The sequence below is a fragment of the Marinobacter sp. L-80 genome (assembly GCF_056859395.1).
Genome location: NZ_JBSXOI010000077.1, coordinates 683,808 through 698,723 on the forward strand (window position 1 = coordinate 683,808; position 14,916 = coordinate 698,723).

Consider the following 14,916-nt stretch of genomic DNA (forward strand, 5'->3'; position numbering starts at 1 on the left):
TCATCTGGCCCCTTTTTTATAGCCCGGAAAACGTAAAATCCACTTCAGGCTTGCGGCCGTCAATAATGTCCGCAAGGGCCGCGGCGGAACCACAGGAATGGGTCCATCCAAGGGTGCCGTGTCCGGTATTCAGGTAGAGGTTGGCGAAGTGGCTTTTTCCGATGTACGGCACGTTGGAAGGCGTCGCAGGCCGTAAGCCGGTCCAGAACTCCGCCTGATCCCAGTAACCTGCTTCGGGCATGACTTCCGCTGTGCGGCGCACGATAGCGCGGCAGCGGGTATAGTTCAGTTTCCGGCTGTAGCCGTTCAGTTCGGCCGTGCCCGCCACGCGCATGCGATCACCCAGGCGGGAATAAACCAGCTTGTACTCGTCGTCAGTGAGGCTGACATTGAACGCCGCCTCCTCGTTCTTCACCGGTACCGTAATCGAATAGCCTTTGGCCGGATAGATGTTGAGGAAAATACCGAGCTGACTGGCGAGCGCCGCACTGAAGCTGCCCATGCTCAGCACGTAGGCATCCGCGCGCAGCGTCTCATGATGGCCGTCCCGGAGCGTCTGGATACCGAGTACCCGCTCGCCGGCGCGTTCGAAGCCCAGGATTTCAGTGCCGTACCGGAACTCTACGCCGGCCTCCGCGCAGCGTTTTGCAAGGTTCTGGGTAAACATCCGGGCATCACCGGATTCGTCTTCCGAGGTGTAGGTTGCCCCGGCAATCCGGTTGCGGATCGGCTTGAGTGCCGGCTCCAACTCTACCGCCCGGTCTGCATCGATAATCTGACGGTCACACCCCAGATCCTGCATGATCCGGGTCGGCTCCATGGCACCATCAAACTCCGCAGGATTGGTGTAGAAGTGCAGGATACCCTTCTCGAGATGGTTGTACTCGATGCCCGCTTCGTTACGCAGAGCCTGCAACTGGCTGCGGCTGTAGGTGCCGAGATTCACCATCTGGCGGATGTTGTGGGCAGCCCGGGCCGAGGTGCACTGTCCCAGAAAAGAGAGCGCCCAGCGCCACTGGGCGGGATCCAGTCTTGGCCGGAACAGCAGGGGCGCGTCGGGCTGGAACAGCCATTTCATGACTTTCAGAGGGGCGGACGGGTTGGCCCACGGCTCCGCATGGGAAACGGAGATCTGACCGCCGTTGGCATAACTGGTTTCCAGGCCGGCCTGGTTCTGGCGATCAACCACAGTTACCTGGTGCCCCTGCTTCTGCAGATACCAGGCCGTGGTAGTACCCACAACGCCTGCGCCCAAAACCAGTATATGCATGCTTGCCTCCGGTCGAACAGAATCCGCCATCCAACGGCATAATTGCAGGGATTTCTGGGCAGATTCCGGTTGGTATGAAACTCGGGATTTGTTAACGCGGGCTCTATTGTAACGTGAGCGTGGGGGATTTGCGTGTTATACCATCAGCCACCGGCGCGCTTAACCGTCCACCCCTTCTGCTCAAGCAGCGGAACCAGAAGATCCCGCTGGTCGCCCTGGATTTCGACCACACCATCTTTTACCGTGCCACCGGTGCCGCATTTGGCTTTCAACACCTTGGCATAGGCTTTCAGTTCTTTGTCGTCCAGTGGAATGCCGGTAATCAGGGTGACACCCTTACCCTTGCGACCCTTGGTCTCCCGGCTCACTCTGACAATGCCATCCCCGGCAGGCCGTGATGATGTAACGCAGGTACATTCATTCACGGGGTTACGGCAATCCGGGCACATACGCCCCTGCTCGGTCGAAAAAACCAGACCGCCCTCAGATCGCTTCTTCATTCTGTCTCCGTGCTATTCCTGTCTTGTAACGCCTTCAATCGAGACCAGGAGGATACTTGGTAAACATTTCGGCCACGACCTCGTCGATCAGTTCTCTTCGGGTCTCGGGTGACTGGTTTTCATTGAGATAGCGCCGACTGGCGGCGCGCCAGACAACTTCTTTCGACTTGCTGTCTGCCAGTTCTACAACCAGCTTTCCCTCTTCAATTTCACGTACCGGTGGCGGCGCAGACAGGGCCCAGCCGAAATTCCCGCTGCCAAAACCAAATCCGAGTCCCAGCCCCGTCTGCTCAAGACGCTCCTCGGGCACGATCTGCCAGCTTACCAGCAAGTCGGCCTCTGCTTCAGGGACCTGTTTCAGCGCTTTGCGATTCAGCTCTCGCTCGACGGCACTGCGCACCCGAGTGCCGTCGAGTGAGGTAAAGGAAGACGAATCGGTGCCACCGGCAAACGCCCAGGAGGAATAATTACCGAAAACCACGGAAGAGTTGTAGTCGGTCACCACGTTGCTGGCACAACCGGTCATGGCCAGTGCAACAACCGCTAACATCAGAAAACGCATCATGATTCCTGTCCTCGATTGAGACTCAGATTTACGAACAGTATACGCCTCGCAGACGCACAACGATGCCCCCGGGATCCGTCACCTTTCTAAACTGTAATCCAGTTTATGGGCATCGCAGAAGGCTCCGAATGCCTCGACCTGATCCTCGGGGACCAGAACACCAGCCCGTACCGAGGCCCCGTAATCCACCGATTCCACCGATGCCCCGTTCATCTCACACCAGTGCCGCAGCGGTTGCTCGTCAGCAAATGACAGGAGCACCAGCACGTCCACCATGGGCTTCTGGACCACCCGATCAACAGCCGACAGCACGCTCTCTGCAGCTCCGGCATAGGCTCGCACCAGGCCACCTGCGCCCAGTTTGATGCCACCAAAGTACCGGACCACCATCACCAGCACATCCCCCATATCCTTGTGCTGAATCACGTTGAGAATCGGCTTTCCGGCCGTTCCGGACGGTTCACCATCATCGTTCATACCAGCTTCGGCGGCAGAACCGGGACGCCCGATCTGGTAGGCCCAGCAGATATGCCGGGCGTCCGGGTGGTCCTGGTGGGCCTGTTCCAGCCAGTCCTTCACCTCCTCCCGCGAACTCACCGGGGCTACCCGGGCAATGAACCGGCTTTTCTTCACTTCCGTTTCACGCTCAAGGTATCCTGCCGGAACGGGGTAATCTTTTTTCATGGACAACGACCTATGGCCTCTGAAGACGAATACAACAACCCGGGCACGGCAAAGCCCGCGAAGATTCGGAAAGCGGCCTGCGGAATCCGCTTTGACGAAGACGAGCTGCAGGAGGGTATCGACTTTTCCGGCGCCGAAAAACTGAAACCTTCCGAGCCGGAGTCAGCCGCCCCCGAAAAACACCGGAAGGCGAAGCGTCACCCGTAAGCCGCCAGCTTCTCCCGCTGCTGCCCCGATCACGCCATCGTGGGCTGCTACGATGTCTCTGGCAATGGCCAGGCCAAGCCCCCAGCCCGTGCCCCCGCGAGACTTGTCTGCGCGGAAGAACGGCTCGAAAAGCTGGCCGATCAGTTCATCCGGAACGCCCGGCCCCTCGTCATCAACCGTTAGCGTCAACCAGTCATCGGCTACCGTCACGGCCAGATGAACAGCCCTGCCAGGTGGCGTGTGGTCGAGGGCATTCTGCAGGATGTTGTCGATGGCTCGCTGCAAAAGCCCTTCATCACCCAGCACCGACGCCCTTGAACTTTCCGGCGACACCACGAGTTTGCAGTCCACACCCTGGTGTTCGGCATAGTCCGCTGCATCCTTGAGGACCTGATTGATCACATGCACCAGCCGGAGGGGCTCGCGCTCGATATCGCCGCCGGCTTCGGTAACCCGGTATAACGTCAGTATCTGACCAGTCATGGTTTCAAGCCGTTCGTTCTGGCGCAGAATGCTGGCCATCAGCTCTTCATCTGCACCGGCCTCGTTTGCCAGCTCAATGGCGATACGCTGGCGGGTGAGCGGCGTTCGCAAATCGTGGGAAATATCCCGAAGCAGGTGTTTCTGGCGTTCCAGCAGACTGCAGAGCTGTTCGGTCATGGCATTGAAAGCCGTGGCCAGTTGCCCCACCTCATCCCGGCGTTGGGCGATCTTTTCGCTGACTCTCAGAGAATTATCCCCGGCCGCAATCGCCTGGGCGGTGCTTTCCATGTGTTTCAACGGTCGCGATACCAGGCGGGCGATCCACCAGCACGCCAGTGAAATCATCAGCAGGGCCAGCCCGAGCTCGATGGCCCTGAAGAATCTCGGGTTGAGCCAGCCGGCGCCCTGCACCCGTGGCCAGGCCACCAGCCGGTAACCGCCGCCAACGTCCAGTACCGCGGGTTTCTGCGGGTACCAGCCGGATTTCATGCGGTCGCGGATGAACGAGGGCAGCTTGCCATCGTTTTCATCCTGCTCGAGCAACACCAGAAACAGTTCAAGACGCTCGCCTTCGTCCCGCAGAAAGCGCCACGCTTCGCCACGGTCGCCGGCCTCGCGGATTGCGATAGCTTCTTCGGCCAGATCCCTGAGACCTGCCTGGCGCTCGATGGCCTCACGCTCCCGGTCCAGAAGCATCCTGGTTGCAAGGTTACTGGCCACCACGGTGACCGCCATGGCCAGCCAGATCGACAGGAAGATCCGCCAGAACAGAGGGAACATGGGCCGCTGTTTCATTCTGGCACCCGATAGCTGTACCCCAGCCCCCTAACGGTTTCGATACGGGGCGGGTCGTCGTTGCCCAGTTTTTTGCGAAGGTTACTGATGTGCATATCAAGGGTGCGGTCGTAAGCTTCAAGGCGCCGGCCCAGCGCCCATTGCATGAGATCGGTTTTGCGGACCACGCTGCCTGCGTGTGCCAGAAGAACCTGCAGAACCTCGTACTCGGTGGCGGTCAACTCCATCGCCACATCATTCTGGTAAATTCGGCGATGGCCCGGCTCGACACGTAGGTCGCCATAGGTCCGGGCCGCATTGACTTCGGTTTTCTGGTCCCAGGCAATCCGCCGCAAAAGCGCCTGCAGCCGGGCCACCAGCTCGCGCGGATTACAGGGTTTGGGAATATAGTCATCGGCACCAACCTCGAAACCGACGATTCGATCCGTTTCGTCGCCCCGGGCGGTCAGTAATACCACGGGCAGATGGGTCTCTGCCCTCAGTTCCCGCAACACCTCGAGGCCACTGATATCCGGCAGCATGATGTCCAGCACGACAATATCGCAGTCCTGACCCAGCGCCAGGGCGAGGCCGTCCCGGCCATTGGCAGCTTCCCGAATGGTAAATCCCTGATTGGTCAGGTAACGGGCAAGCAATTCCCGCAATTCATCATCGTCCTCGACCAGTAACACCCTGTTCTGCATGTCGCTTCTCCACCTGTCGTGCCGACCACAGTTGCTGCTGAAGTCTAACACGCTACCCGCAAACCACTGATTCGGGCCAGGCCACTTTGCAGAACCTTTACACTGACCCCGGGGTGATCAAAAGCCGTCTTCTGACGTATGGTATCGGGTACATAAAGGAGTTTTCCCTCACCATGTCAGAACCCGGACCAGCGACTCTCACACTGGAGACCTGCACCAGCATCAATGATATTCCCGCCCCTGAGTGGGAGCGGCTGGCTGGGCATAGCAATCCATTTCTTCGTTACGAGTTTTTCCAGGCACTGGAAGCGTCCGGATGCACATCCCCGGAGACCGGGTGGTCGCCACGTCACCTCGTGTTCCGAAAGGCTGGCAGAATCGTCGGCCTTGCGCCGGCTTTTCTGAAGAGCCACTCCATGGGGGAATATGTGTTTGACTGGGCCTGGGCCGATGCATACCAGCGGCATGGGCTGGCGTACTATCCAAAATTACTGATCGCCATTCCCTTCACGCCATCCTCAGGCCCAAGGCTGCTGCTGGATCCGGACATTCGACAACAGCTGGTACCGGAACAGGTTCATCACCTGTTGGACAGGCTGACCGATGAACTTGGAGCCCACTCCTGGCACCTGCTGTTTCCCGGCAAAGAGGACCAGGAGCTGCTTCAACACGAGCAGGCCTTACATCGCATCGGATGCCAGTTCCACTGGCATAACCATGATTACCGTAATTTCGAGGACTTCCTGGCGGCGCTGACTTCCCGCAAGCGCAAGTCCATCCGCAAGGAACGTCGCCAGGTTGCGGACCAGGGAATTTCCTTTACACGCTTTCATGGCCGGGATATTCCGGAGCACGTGCTTTCCGCGTTCTATGTGTTTTACCAGGCGACTTATCTGAAACGGGGCCAACGACCTTACCTCAACAAGCGATTCTTTGAGCTGCTTCTGGAACAGCTACCCGAACACGTACATCTGGTGATGGCAGTGCGCGAGGGCGAAATGATTGCCGGTGCCCTGTTCCTGGCGGGCAAAACCACCCTCTACGGGCGTTACTGGGGTTGCCTTGACGAATATAACCACCTGCACTTTGAAACCTGCTACTACCAGGGCATCGAACTGGCGATGGACCTCGGCCTCAGCCATATTGATGCCGGCGCCCAGGGCGAACACAAACTGGTACGTGGCTTTGAGCCGGTAATCACCCACTCCTGGCATGGCGTTCTGCACCCCGGCTTCCGCGAAGCCATAGAAAACTTCACCCGAGAGGAGGCGGACCACGTGCGTGCTTATTTCAGCGATGCGGAATCCGCCCTGCCCTTCCGACAGCAGACGCCGGATTAACTTCTATACTGATAGACCCAGACTGGATTTACGCGGGGGTCAGACACCATGGATACAGACCCATTGTGGAGCATGTTATCGGCAGGCGGCCTGCCGCTTCTGCTTTCAGCGGCCGCCCTGGGCCTGGCCGTGATTGCCCTGTTCATCGGATCGGGCGCTCGCCGGCGTAGCGAGGACCAGTTGACCGCATTACGGGAGCGTTCCGATATGCTGTGGCGGGAAGTTGACGACATACGGGTAGCACAATTCAATCGTCCGGGTGAGTCCGGCAATGGCGCTTCAGGCTCCCCAGTTGAAGAAGCCCGCTATCAGAAAGAAGTGGAAGCCTACGCCAGGATCTGGCCACAGGTATGGAATCTTCATGAACGCCTGGGCATGTTCCTGAGGGCGGTTGAAGGCGGCGAAGCGGCCGGCGAACTCAGACTGGAAGCTCGCAATGCGGCCCTGGAGGCCCGAGAGCTGCTTAACCGGAACCGCCCCTTCTGCACAGAGTCCGTCGATGAACTGGTTACCCGGCTGATTGATGCCGAGATCAAGGCGCACCTTGCGGCCTGCCAGTATCTGGACCTGCTAAAAGATGTCCCTAGCGACTCATCCAATCACGATCGCCGGGTCTTGCAGGACAAATGCCACAGCCTGCACGAGGGCGAGGCCCGGGAGCTGATGAACCAGCTGGTCTCGTCCATTCGGCACCGGGCAATTCGCAGTAACTAGGGAGCGCCTGTTCAGCTGTTGGCGATACGGAAACCGACTTTCATTACGACCTGATAATGGCCCACCTTGCCATCAACGATATGGCCGCGGGTTTCGGTTACCTCAAACCACTCCATGTTGCGAACGCTCTTACCACATTCCTCAAGTGCATTCTCAATGGCGTCTTCAATGCTTTTCTTGGAAGACCCGACAATTTCCACTTTTTTATACACGTGATGGTCAGACATTAAAGCCTCCTGGGAGTTGCGATTTGTATTTCTGAGCCTAGAAGACAAGCGTCCTCACGGCAAACCACAGCCCGGTACAAGCCTCATCCGCCAACCCACGGCTGGCGTATCTGTCCCCTATAATCCAGGTAGTCGTGCGGAACTTTCTGTGCCTCAGAGGGTCCCGTCTACCCCACGCTTCGGACTGAGTTCATGAAACGATTTTTCAGATACACCGGCTGGTTCTTCGGCGCCGTGCTCCTGCTGCTGGCTGGCCCGATTCTGCTTGCCACCAGTGGCAGCCTGCAGGGAGCCGAGAGCTGGCAAACAGCCACCCGGGAAAGCGCCCGGATTGCCCCTCTGCCAGAACAGGCCGAGGAAGCCATCGTTCAGGTATATGGCGCCCGGGCCTGGAGTTGGCGAGGTTACTTTGCTGTCCATACCTGGATAGCCACCAAGGAAAAAGGGGCCAGCCATTATCGGGTTCATGAGGTGACTGGCTGGCGCCGCTACGTGGTCAATTCACGGCCCGGTGAGCCCGACAGACACTGGTACGGTGCAAAGCCGGACCTCTATGCCGATATCCGCGGCGAAGAAGCCGAAAAGCTGATTCCCGACGTCTACCAGGCAGTGGCGTCCTACCCCTACCCGACCGAATACGAAGCCTGGCCCGGCCCCAACAGCAACACCTTCGTGGCCTGGGTAATCAGGGAGGTTGAGGGTCTCGATGTGGCTCTGCCGAACCACGCGATCGGCAAGGACTACCTCGGCGACAGTATTATCGCAGAGGTTCCGGGTGGCGCGGGTTATCAGGTCTCACTGGGGGGGTATTTTGGCGTATTGGCAGGCATTCGCGAGGGACTGGAATTGAACCTTCTAGGCCTCTCTTTCGGTATTAACCCGTTGGCGTTGGGGGTAAAACTACCTGGCATTGGAGAGCTGGCCCTGAGAAATGCCAATCCAATGACCAAGCCCTCCATGGAGTAAACAGACGGCGCGGCCGGGGGCAAGGCTTCCAAAAAACGCTGTAAATACGTCCGTGTACGCTTGGCTCCGCCATCCCTGGCTCCGCACATTTTTGGGAGCCTTACCCCCGGCCGGACCTGCCTCGGAGTCGATCCCTACAAGCTGGCAAACTCCAGATACCGACTCGCCGCCTGCTTCTTCTCGTCCTGGCTGTTCAGCATTTCCAAGCGCATCTTGTCGATCAGTTTCAGGTAATCGACGATGGGAGATTCCGGCTTACCGGAATCCTTTGACTCTTCGATAAATGCCTTCTGCTTCTCGCGGATTTCATTGAGCTTCTCAAGCGCGGAGCGGATCGCTTCCACCCGGGCCTCAACCAGACCGTTACCACCGCGATCCGGCGAGCCACTGTCGCGACTCAGTACCGTCTCGGCGGCCGGCGCGTCGGCGGTGTTCTGCTCGGCAAGATCAATTTCTTCCAGGGTGCGAACCTCACCGTCGGTCGTCAGATAGATTCCCGAACCCTTGATCTGGCCCAGCGGCACACCTTGACTGTTGGCCAGCGTGAAGCGGTCTTCTACATTGTCCACGTACAGCGCCTGAACCCCGACTTCCTCCAGGGATTTCAAAGCCTGGGAGCCGTCCGCGGTTTGCACCCACACGGACAGCGATTTAAAGATCTCATCACTGGCATCAATCCAGCGGTTACCGTCGTCATCGAACCGGGCCAGCTCGCCAAAGCCGGAGCCGCTCCGGGGACCAAACAGTTCGGAGCCGTCGTCCACCTTGCCGTTGCCATTTCGGTCCAGCACCAGGTAGCCGCTACCGCTGCCCAGGGTGGCAAACTGCCCGGTTTCACCGTTACCGTTCAGGTCGAACTCGAAGAGGGTATCGGTCAGGCGGGCTGTGGCAGTGCCGAAGTTGATCACCAGAGGGTCGGTGAGTGGCCGTTCCTGAATCTGCACCAGTTCCGAGTACTCGTAGGTCCGGGACTGGGACTGTCGCAGTGAGAGGGTGAAGTCGATGGTCTCGCCATTCTCCAATGCGATGGTGCCAGTGGAGGCAAAGCTTCTGGATTCGCTCTCCGAGTAAAACATATAGCGTCCGGCAGAAACCGAGAGACTGCCCCGACCCTCGACACCCGCATCACCACCGAGCGCGGCACGGCTAACGCTCAGTGCCTGCTGGCCCATCAGAAACAACTCTGAAGTTTTCTCGGCAAGCTGCGCACTGGTAAAGACGCTCTGCTGACCGCCATCCGTCACGGTGCTGCTGCCGCTGAAGGCGAGCTGCTCCTGGCTGCTGTAACGATAGGCAGCCTGGCGCATGAGCGTTAACTCTGAGCCAACCGCGTTCTCATTGGCCTGCGGCGCAGCGGCAGATTGCCGGTTGATGCGGAGCTGCGTGCTGTCGAAAGCCGATACCTGGCGGGAACTGTCCTGGAAAAGCGAAATCTGGCTGGAGGAAATCATGGCTTTGGGCACCTGTAATTACTACACAGGTATATCGGCCGCAGCCCCCCGGACTTGAGCACTTTTTAATCACTTCAGATTCGAGAGGTTAGGCCAGAAACCGCACGATTCCGGCAGCGGCAATCCCGGCGGCAATGGCCGGGAGAGGTTTACGCAACGCCAGCATGGTAACCGCCGTCGTGGTCAGGGCCGCCAGCGCACCAGCGTCCCCCGTCACGGCCATGGGCACAATGATGGCAATCAGGACCGAGCTGGCCATGGTGTTGATAAAGCTCTCGATACGAGGATTGATCTTCACGAACGACATGATGAACACGCCGCCAAAACGGGTTACCAGTGTAACGGCGGTCATGATCGCAATCAGGAACAGAATACCGGCTGTGGTGGTCTCAACGGTCATGGGTGCTGTCCTCCGCGTCAGAAGCAGGCGCAGGCTTTCGCTCGAGCCAGAAGAACCCGATCGCACCACCGGCGAGCGCGCCCACGACGACGTGGGTATTCGCCGGCAACCATTTCCAGGCCGCCAATGAAGCCAGCGCTGTGACGGTCCAGGCCACGAGCACTCTCGGGGATTTCTTGCCGCCCAGTGCCATGGCCAGGAGGAAGCAGCCGAGAACCATGTCCAGGCCCAGGGATTTGGGATCCTGCAGAAGGCCACCAAAATAGACGCCCAGACCGGTCCCGATGATCCAGGCCAGCCAAAGAGCCAACCCGCCACCAAGGATAACCTCCAGGTTTCGTCGGCCACTCTGGTATTCCTGGGCGGAAACCGCCCAGTTGGCATCGGTCAGCAACAGCAAGAGACCATAGCGCTTGCCCGGCGATACATCTTTCAGCATCGGGTACAGCGAAGCGCCCATAAGCAGATGGCGGGAATTGATGGCAAAGACCACCGCGATCATCGGAAGTACAGATACCTCGGTGCCCCACATATCGACGGCGGCAAACTGGGAGGCCCCGGCAAACACCGTCGCACTCATCAGCACCGCCTGGAGCGGCTCAAGGCCTTTCTGGGTAGCTGCCAATCCAAAGGCAGCGCCAAACGCCACCACGAATAACGAGATGGGAAGCAGCCGGAAAAACTCCACCCGTACCCGGGCCGGCTGTAGCTGATAAGAATAGGAAGCGACAGACATCCGGGGAAACTAGGTCAGTTTCCCCGATCCGCGTATAGGTAGTTTCCGCAGAAAGGGGCACATCTGCGACTAATGGACCAGATCCGCGCAACGCATGAGGGCATTTAACCTCATGATTGCCTCAAATGTTTACCGGGGAGGCGCCCGAATCCGGGGATGAGCCTTGTATCGGATAGTTCACATTCGCATGTTGACGTTAACGTCAATTGCCGCTAGTTTGTTTTTCGTCCAGCCCCAAAAGGGCACTTTCGGTGGGCCACCCCCAGCGGATATACCGGACACCTGAAATCGGAACGCCGGCCACAAGCCGGCAGACAAGAACAAGATACCCGCTCATGCCGAGATCCGGCCGGTGGGAGAGGATTTCACAATGCTATTCAGCCATCCCGAGTTCGATAACCACGAACATCTTTCCTTTTTCTGCGATCCCGAAACCGGCCTGAAGGCCATCGTTGCCATACATAACACTTCCCGCGGCCCCGCATTGGGAGGCTGCCGAATGTTTCCCTATGCCTCCGATGAAGAGGCGGTTCGCGATGTCTTGCGGCTTTCGCGGGGTATGACCTACAAATCGGCCCTCGCCAACCTGGATCTGGGTGGCGGCAAGTCCGTGATTATTGGCGACCCGCGCAAACAGAAAACCGAAGCGATGATGGAGGCCAAGGGCCGCCATCTGGAAAGTCTTGGCGGGCAGTACATTGCGGCAGAAGACTCGGGCACCAGCGTCCCCGACCTCAAGGTCATGGGCCGACACACCAGCCACGTTGCGGGAATTGCCTCGCGCACCGGCTTCGACGGCAACCCAAGCAACGGCGACCCGTCACCGGCGACAGCCTACGGCACCTTTATCGGCCTCAAAGCAGCGGTAAAACACAAACTTGGGCGGGACGACCTCAACGGTTTGAAAGTAGCCATTCAGGGCATCGGTAATGTCGGTTTCCGGTTGGCCAGACACCTGAAGGACGCCGGCGCTGATCTCTGGGTCTATGACATCCATGACGACAATATGCGGCGGGCCGTGGATCAGCTGGGAGCCAAGCCAGCGGCTGCCGAGGACATATTGTCACTGCCTGTGGACGTGGTAGCGCCCTGTGCCATGGGGGCAGTACTGAACGATGACAGCATTCCCCAACTGAAGGCCCGGATCGTCGCCGGCGCCGCCAACAATCTGCTGGAACACCCTGAGCACGATGCCATGCTGCGGGACCGGGGCGTTCTCTATGCACCGGACTTTGCCATCAATGCCGGCGGCATCATCGATGTGTTCTACGAGCGCGCCGGCGCCACACCGGAAACCGTTCGCGCCCACGTCGATACCATCGGCGATACCCTGACCGAAATCTTCAACCGTTCCGACCGCTCGGGTCGCCCCACCGGGGAGATTGCCAACGAGCTTGCCGAGGAACGGTTCAAAAAGCACATCGCCGGAGCCGGACAGGCGTCCGAGCGGTTGGCCCGCACCGGCTGAGCTGACACCGGCGCACCCCCAGGAAGCTGCGGATAGCTGCAGCTTCCCTCTTAAACCCTGATACAAAAACAAATACTCCGGGAGATAGTTATGTCCGTCACTTCTTCAGATTCCGCCGCTTATTCCGGGGCGATTGAAGGTTCAAACGCCCAACGCGGGCTCTGGTCATCACGTCTGGCCTTTATTCTTGCCGCTACCGGCTCTGCCGTGGGCCTGGGCAATATCTGGAAATTTCCTTATGTCACCGGTGAGAACGGTGGCGGCGCCTTCGTGCTGGTGTATCTGCTGTGCATCGCGGTCGTCGGGATTCCTATCATGATGGCGGAAGTCATGATCGGTCGTCGCGGTGGCAGGAGCCCCGTCAAGAGTCTGAGCCTGATCGCCGAGCATGACCGACTCAAGCCGGCCTGGAAGCTGGTCGGTGCCATCGGCATTCTGGCGGGTTTTCTGATTCTGTCGTTCTACTCGGTCATCGGCGGCTGGGCCATTTCCTACGTAGGCACAACCGCCAGCGGCCAGCTTGCCGGGCAGTCTGCCGATGCCGTAGGCGCGATATTCTCGGGCCTTCTAAGCGATCCCACCAAACTGCTGGCCTGGCATACCCTGTTCATGGCTATGGTGATGGTTGTGGTAGTGCGAGGCGTTCGCTCGGGGCTTGAGCGGGCTGTCAGCATTCTCATGCCGGCCCTGTTCGTACTGCTGCTGATCGTGGTCGGCTATGCAATGACAACCGGGCACTTCGGGCAAGCCGCCGCATTCCTGTTCCAGCCCGATTTCTCCAAGCTCACAACATCCGGAATACTGGTAGCCCTGGGGCACGCGTTCTTCACCCTGAGCCTTGGTATGGCGGTCATGATGGCTTATGGCTCTTACCTGCCTAAGAACATTTCCATTGCCAAGACCTCGATCAGCGTATCGGTCATCGACACCGGCGTGGCGCTGCTCGCAGGCCTGGCCATCTTCCCGATTGTGTTCGCGAACGGCCTTGAGCCGGGAGCGGGGCCGGGGCTGATCTTCCAGACCCTGCCGCTGGCCTTCGGTCAGATGCCCATGGGTTCCCTGTTCGGCACCCTGTTCTTTGTACTTCTGATCTTTGCCGCCTGGACGTCGGGGATTTCGCTTCTGGAGCCGATTGTGGAATGGCTGGAAGAGCGTAAAGGCATGAACCGCACCGTCAGCACACTGGGCGCCGGTTTTGTCTGCTGGGGACTGGGCATTGCCTCGATTCTTTCCCTGAACCTCTGGTCCGACTTCGCACCGCTTGGCTTTGTCCCCATGCTGGAAGGCAAGACCATTTTCGACCTGCTGGACTTCTTCACCGCCAACATAATGCTGCCCCTGGGCGGACTGCTGGTGGCCCTGTTTGCGGGCTGGGTGATGTCACGTCAGGCCATGGAGCGTGAACTGGCACTGTCACCGGCCATGTTTAACCTGTGGCTGATCACCGTGCGTTTCATCACTCCGGTTGCCGTGGCAGTGGTGTTTATCTACAACCTGATGTAAGCCGCCGCTAAAGCTGATCGAGGGAGGCCTTCAGGGTCTCCCCGATCCTCGCGTTCAACTTCAAATCTACCAGATCTTCAGCCCGCGTCCGCCCCAGGTTCAGGGTGGCAATGGGCTTGTTCCATTCGTTGGCGTACCGGCAGAAACGGTACCCGGAATACACCATCAACGACGAACCGATTACCAAGAGGCCATCACTGGCCTTCAGCGTATCCAGGGCCGAATACACCCGGTCTTTTGGAACATAGTCACCAAAGAACACCACATCCGGCTTCAGAATCCCTTCGCACTTCGGACAATCCGCCAGCCGGAAATCCTCGAAATCCACATCCAGATCGGCATCGCCATCCGGCGCTGTCTCGGCGGTGTATTTCTGGAACCCCGGGTTCAGATCGGCGCAACGGTCGTGCACCTCATCCCGCGGGCAACGGTAGCCGCAACTCATGCACACCACCTGATCGGCCCGCCCGTGCAGGTCCGTCACCCCCCGGGTGCCTGCCTTCTGGTGCAACCGATCCACGTTCTGGGTAACCACCAGACTGCTGTGGTTGAGCAGTTCCAGGTCAGAGATGTAATGGTGGGAAGGGTTGGGCCTGGCATTACGCATGACCGGCCAGCCAATCAGGCTCCGGCCCCAGTAGCGCTGGCGGGTGTAGACGTCTTCCATGAACGCCTTGTGCTGAACCGGCTGCTTGCGCTTCCAGGCGCCATCGCCGTCCCGGTAGTCCGGGATGCCCGAATCGGTACTGACCCCTGCGCCAGTCAGGATCAGCAAGCGAGGATGGCGCTGGATAAACTCCGCCAGCAACGCCCCGGCCTCCTCCGGCTCATGCAACACCGGCGGCTGCTCCGGCTCGGGCAGGCGCTGGCTGGAGCTGAAAGGTCGGCTGCGGTGCGTGGTTAAAGACATACAGGCTCCGGTTT

17 protein-coding genes are annotated in these 14,916 nt (G+C 59.1%); 6 read left to right on the forward strand and 11 right to left on the reverse strand.

The annotated features are described in order from the left end of the window. Positions 1 to 16: 16 nt before the first annotated feature. The 4 genes from AC13E3_RS22750 to AC13E3_RS22765 form a co-directional block, all read right to left on the reverse strand. Positions 17 to 1,270, reverse strand: coding sequence for a D-amino acid dehydrogenase (locus tag AC13E3_RS22750; protein WP_008173952.1), 1,254 nt, complete (start codon positions 1,268 to 1,270; stop codon positions 17 to 19). Positions 1,271 to 1,413: 143 nt separating this feature from the next. Further along, positions 1,414 to 1,770 (reverse strand): translation initiation factor Sui1, encoded by a 357-nt coding sequence (locus AC13E3_RS22755; protein WP_008173950.1) that lies wholly within the window; start codon positions 1,768 to 1,770, stop codon positions 1,414 to 1,416. Between the two features lie 34 nt (positions 1,771 to 1,804). Continuing rightward, the gene (locus tag AC13E3_RS22760) at positions 1,805 to 2,332 is read right to left on the reverse strand and encodes a DUF4136 domain-containing protein (RefSeq protein WP_169702224.1); all 528 of its coding nucleotides are present in this window, start codon (positions 2,330 to 2,332) and stop codon (positions 1,805 to 1,807) included. Between the two features lie 81 nt (positions 2,333 to 2,413). Then, positions 2,414 to 3,019 carry a YigZ family protein gene (locus AC13E3_RS22765; protein ID WP_008173946.1) on the reverse strand — a complete coding sequence of 202 codons (606 nt, stop codon included), beginning with the start codon at positions 3,017 to 3,019 and terminating at the stop codon, positions 2,414 to 2,416. 12 nt (positions 3,020 to 3,031) lie between these two features. Between AC13E3_RS22765 and AC13E3_RS22770 the strand changes: the two genes are divergently transcribed. After that, complete coding sequence (locus tag AC13E3_RS22770) at positions 3,032 to 3,226, forward strand: hypothetical protein (protein ID WP_482902588.1); 195 nt, start codon at positions 3,032 to 3,034, stop codon at positions 3,224 to 3,226. On the opposite strand, the gene AC13E3_RS22775 is transcribed toward AC13E3_RS22770, so the two are convergent. Beyond that, on the reverse strand, positions 3,182 to 4,504 hold the full coding sequence (locus AC13E3_RS22775; RefSeq protein ID WP_482902589.1) for a sensor histidine kinase: 1,323 nt from the start codon (positions 4,502 to 4,504) through the stop codon (positions 3,182 to 3,184). The two genes, AC13E3_RS22770 and AC13E3_RS22775, sit on opposite strands and share 45 nt — an antisense overlap. After that, entirely contained in the window at positions 4,501 to 5,187 is a 687-nt protein-coding gene (locus AC13E3_RS22780) for a response regulator transcription factor (RefSeq protein WP_008173941.1), read from the reverse strand. The genes AC13E3_RS22775 and AC13E3_RS22780 overlap by 4 nt, the downstream gene beginning before the upstream one ends. Before the next feature lie 173 nt (positions 5,188 to 5,360). Between AC13E3_RS22780 and AC13E3_RS22785 the strand changes: the two genes are divergently transcribed. Both AC13E3_RS22785 and AC13E3_RS22790 read left to right on the forward strand, forming a co-directional pair. After that, positions 5,361 to 6,527, forward strand: a complete 1,167-nt coding sequence (locus AC13E3_RS22785; protein ID WP_008173939.1) for a GNAT family N-acetyltransferase — start codon at positions 5,361 to 5,363, stop codon at positions 6,525 to 6,527. A 48-nt stretch (positions 6,528 to 6,575) separates the two neighbouring features. Then, a complete protein-coding gene (locus AC13E3_RS22790) occupies positions 6,576 to 7,241 on the forward strand; it encodes a hypothetical protein (protein ID WP_482902590.1) in 666 nt (221 codons plus the stop codon). Between the two features lie 11 nt (positions 7,242 to 7,252). Here the strand turns inward: AC13E3_RS22790 and AC13E3_RS22795 are convergent, their stop codons facing one another. Further along, on the reverse strand, positions 7,253 to 7,468 hold the full coding sequence (locus AC13E3_RS22795; RefSeq protein WP_008173934.1) for a dodecin: 216 nt from the start codon (positions 7,466 to 7,468) through the stop codon (positions 7,253 to 7,255). A gap of 192 nt (positions 7,469 to 7,660) precedes the next feature. Here AC13E3_RS22795 and AC13E3_RS22800 point away from each other — a divergent pair, with 192 nt between their 5' ends. Then, positions 7,661 to 8,434, forward strand: a complete 774-nt coding sequence (locus tag AC13E3_RS22800; protein ID WP_482902591.1) for a DUF3750 domain-containing protein — start codon at positions 7,661 to 7,663, stop codon at positions 8,432 to 8,434. 134 nt (positions 8,435 to 8,568) lie between these two features. Here the strand turns inward: AC13E3_RS22800 and AC13E3_RS22805 are convergent, their stop codons facing one another. The 3 genes from AC13E3_RS22805 to AC13E3_RS22815 form a co-directional block, all read right to left on the reverse strand. Then, positions 8,569 to 9,885 (reverse strand): hypothetical protein, encoded by a 1,317-nt coding sequence (locus AC13E3_RS22805; protein ID WP_008173930.1) that lies wholly within the window; start codon positions 9,883 to 9,885, stop codon positions 8,569 to 8,571. An 88-nt stretch (positions 9,886 to 9,973) separates the two neighbouring features. Continuing rightward, a complete protein-coding gene (locus AC13E3_RS22810) occupies positions 9,974 to 10,285 on the reverse strand; it encodes an AzlD family protein (protein ID WP_008173928.1) in 312 nt (103 codons plus the stop codon). Continuing rightward, the gene (locus AC13E3_RS22815; RefSeq protein ID WP_008173926.1) at positions 10,275 to 11,021 is read right to left on the reverse strand and encodes an AzlC family ABC transporter permease; all 747 of its coding nucleotides are present in this window, start codon (positions 11,019 to 11,021) and stop codon (positions 10,275 to 10,277) included. Before AC13E3_RS22815 ends, AC13E3_RS22810 begins: the two co-directional genes overlap by 11 nt. 370 nt (positions 11,022 to 11,391) lie before the next feature. Between AC13E3_RS22815 and AC13E3_RS22820 the strand changes: the two genes are divergently transcribed. Together AC13E3_RS22820 and AC13E3_RS22825 are read left to right on the forward strand one after the other, a co-directional pair. Continuing rightward, positions 11,392 to 12,489 carry a Glu/Leu/Phe/Val family dehydrogenase gene (locus tag AC13E3_RS22820; RefSeq protein ID WP_482902592.1) on the forward strand — a complete coding sequence of 366 codons (1,098 nt, stop codon included), beginning with the start codon at positions 11,392 to 11,394 and terminating at the stop codon, positions 12,487 to 12,489. Positions 12,490 to 12,579: 90 nt separating this feature from the next. Then, entirely contained in the window at positions 12,580 to 13,992 is a 1,413-nt protein-coding gene (locus tag AC13E3_RS22825; protein WP_482902593.1) for a sodium-dependent transporter, read from the forward strand. 7 nt (positions 13,993 to 13,999) lie between these two features. On the opposite strand, the gene AC13E3_RS22830 is transcribed toward AC13E3_RS22825, so the two are convergent. Continuing rightward, positions 14,000 to 14,902: an NAD-dependent protein deacetylase gene (locus AC13E3_RS22830; RefSeq protein WP_482902594.1), complete on the reverse strand. Its 903-nt coding sequence runs from the start codon at positions 14,900 to 14,902 to the stop codon at positions 14,000 to 14,002. Positions 14,903 to 14,916: the final 14 nt, after the last annotated feature.

Bases quoted from the DNA above. Each gene is read 5' to 3' on its own strand.
- AC13E3_RS22750 (WP_008173952.1), bottom strand. From the start codon at position 1,270: ATGCATATACTGGTTTTGGGCGCAGGCGTTGTGGGTACTACCACGGCC.
- AC13E3_RS22755 (WP_008173950.1), bottom strand. From the start codon at position 1,770: ATGAAGAAGCGATCTGAGGGCGGTCTGGTTTTTTCGACCGAGCAGGGG.
- AC13E3_RS22760 (WP_169702224.1), bottom strand. From the start codon at position 2,332: ATGCGTTTTCTGATGTTAGCGGTTGTTGCACTGGCCATGACCGGTTGT.
- AC13E3_RS22765 (WP_008173946.1), bottom strand. From the start codon at position 3,019: ATGAAAAAAGATTACCCCGTTCCGGCAGGATACCTTGAGCGTGAAACG.
- AC13E3_RS22770 (WP_482902588.1), top strand. From the start codon at position 3,032: ATGGCCTCTGAAGACGAATACAACAACCCGGGCACGGCAAAGCCCGCG.
- AC13E3_RS22775 (WP_482902589.1), bottom strand. From the start codon at position 4,504: ATGAAACAGCGGCCCATGTTCCCTCTGTTCTGGCGGATCTTCCTGTCG.
- AC13E3_RS22780 (WP_008173941.1), bottom strand. From the start codon at position 5,187: ATGCAGAACAGGGTGTTACTGGTCGAGGACGATGATGAATTGCGGGAA.
- AC13E3_RS22785 (WP_008173939.1), top strand. From the start codon at position 5,361: ATGTCAGAACCCGGACCAGCGACTCTCACACTGGAGACCTGCACCAGC.
- AC13E3_RS22790 (WP_482902590.1), top strand. From the start codon at position 6,576: ATGGATACAGACCCATTGTGGAGCATGTTATCGGCAGGCGGCCTGCCG.
- AC13E3_RS22795 (WP_008173934.1), bottom strand. From the start codon at position 7,468: ATGTCTGACCATCACGTGTATAAAAAAGTGGAAATTGTCGGGTCTTCC.
- AC13E3_RS22800 (WP_482902591.1), top strand. From the start codon at position 7,661: ATGAAACGATTTTTCAGATACACCGGCTGGTTCTTCGGCGCCGTGCTC.
- AC13E3_RS22805 (WP_008173930.1), bottom strand. From the start codon at position 9,885: ATGATTTCCTCCAGCCAGATTTCGCTTTTCCAGGACAGTTCCCGCCAG.
- AC13E3_RS22810 (WP_008173928.1), bottom strand. From the start codon at position 10,285: ATGACCGTTGAGACCACCACAGCCGGTATTCTGTTCCTGATTGCGATC.
- AC13E3_RS22815 (WP_008173926.1), bottom strand. From the start codon at position 11,021: ATGTCTGTCGCTTCCTATTCTTATCAGCTACAGCCGGCCCGGGTACGG.
- AC13E3_RS22820 (WP_482902592.1), top strand. From the start codon at position 11,392: ATGCTATTCAGCCATCCCGAGTTCGATAACCACGAACATCTTTCCTTT.
- AC13E3_RS22825 (WP_482902593.1), top strand. From the start codon at position 12,580: ATGTCCGTCACTTCTTCAGATTCCGCCGCTTATTCCGGGGCGATTGAA.
- AC13E3_RS22830 (WP_482902594.1), bottom strand. From the start codon at position 14,902: ATGTCTTTAACCACGCACCGCAGCCGACCTTTCAGCTCCAGCCAGCGC.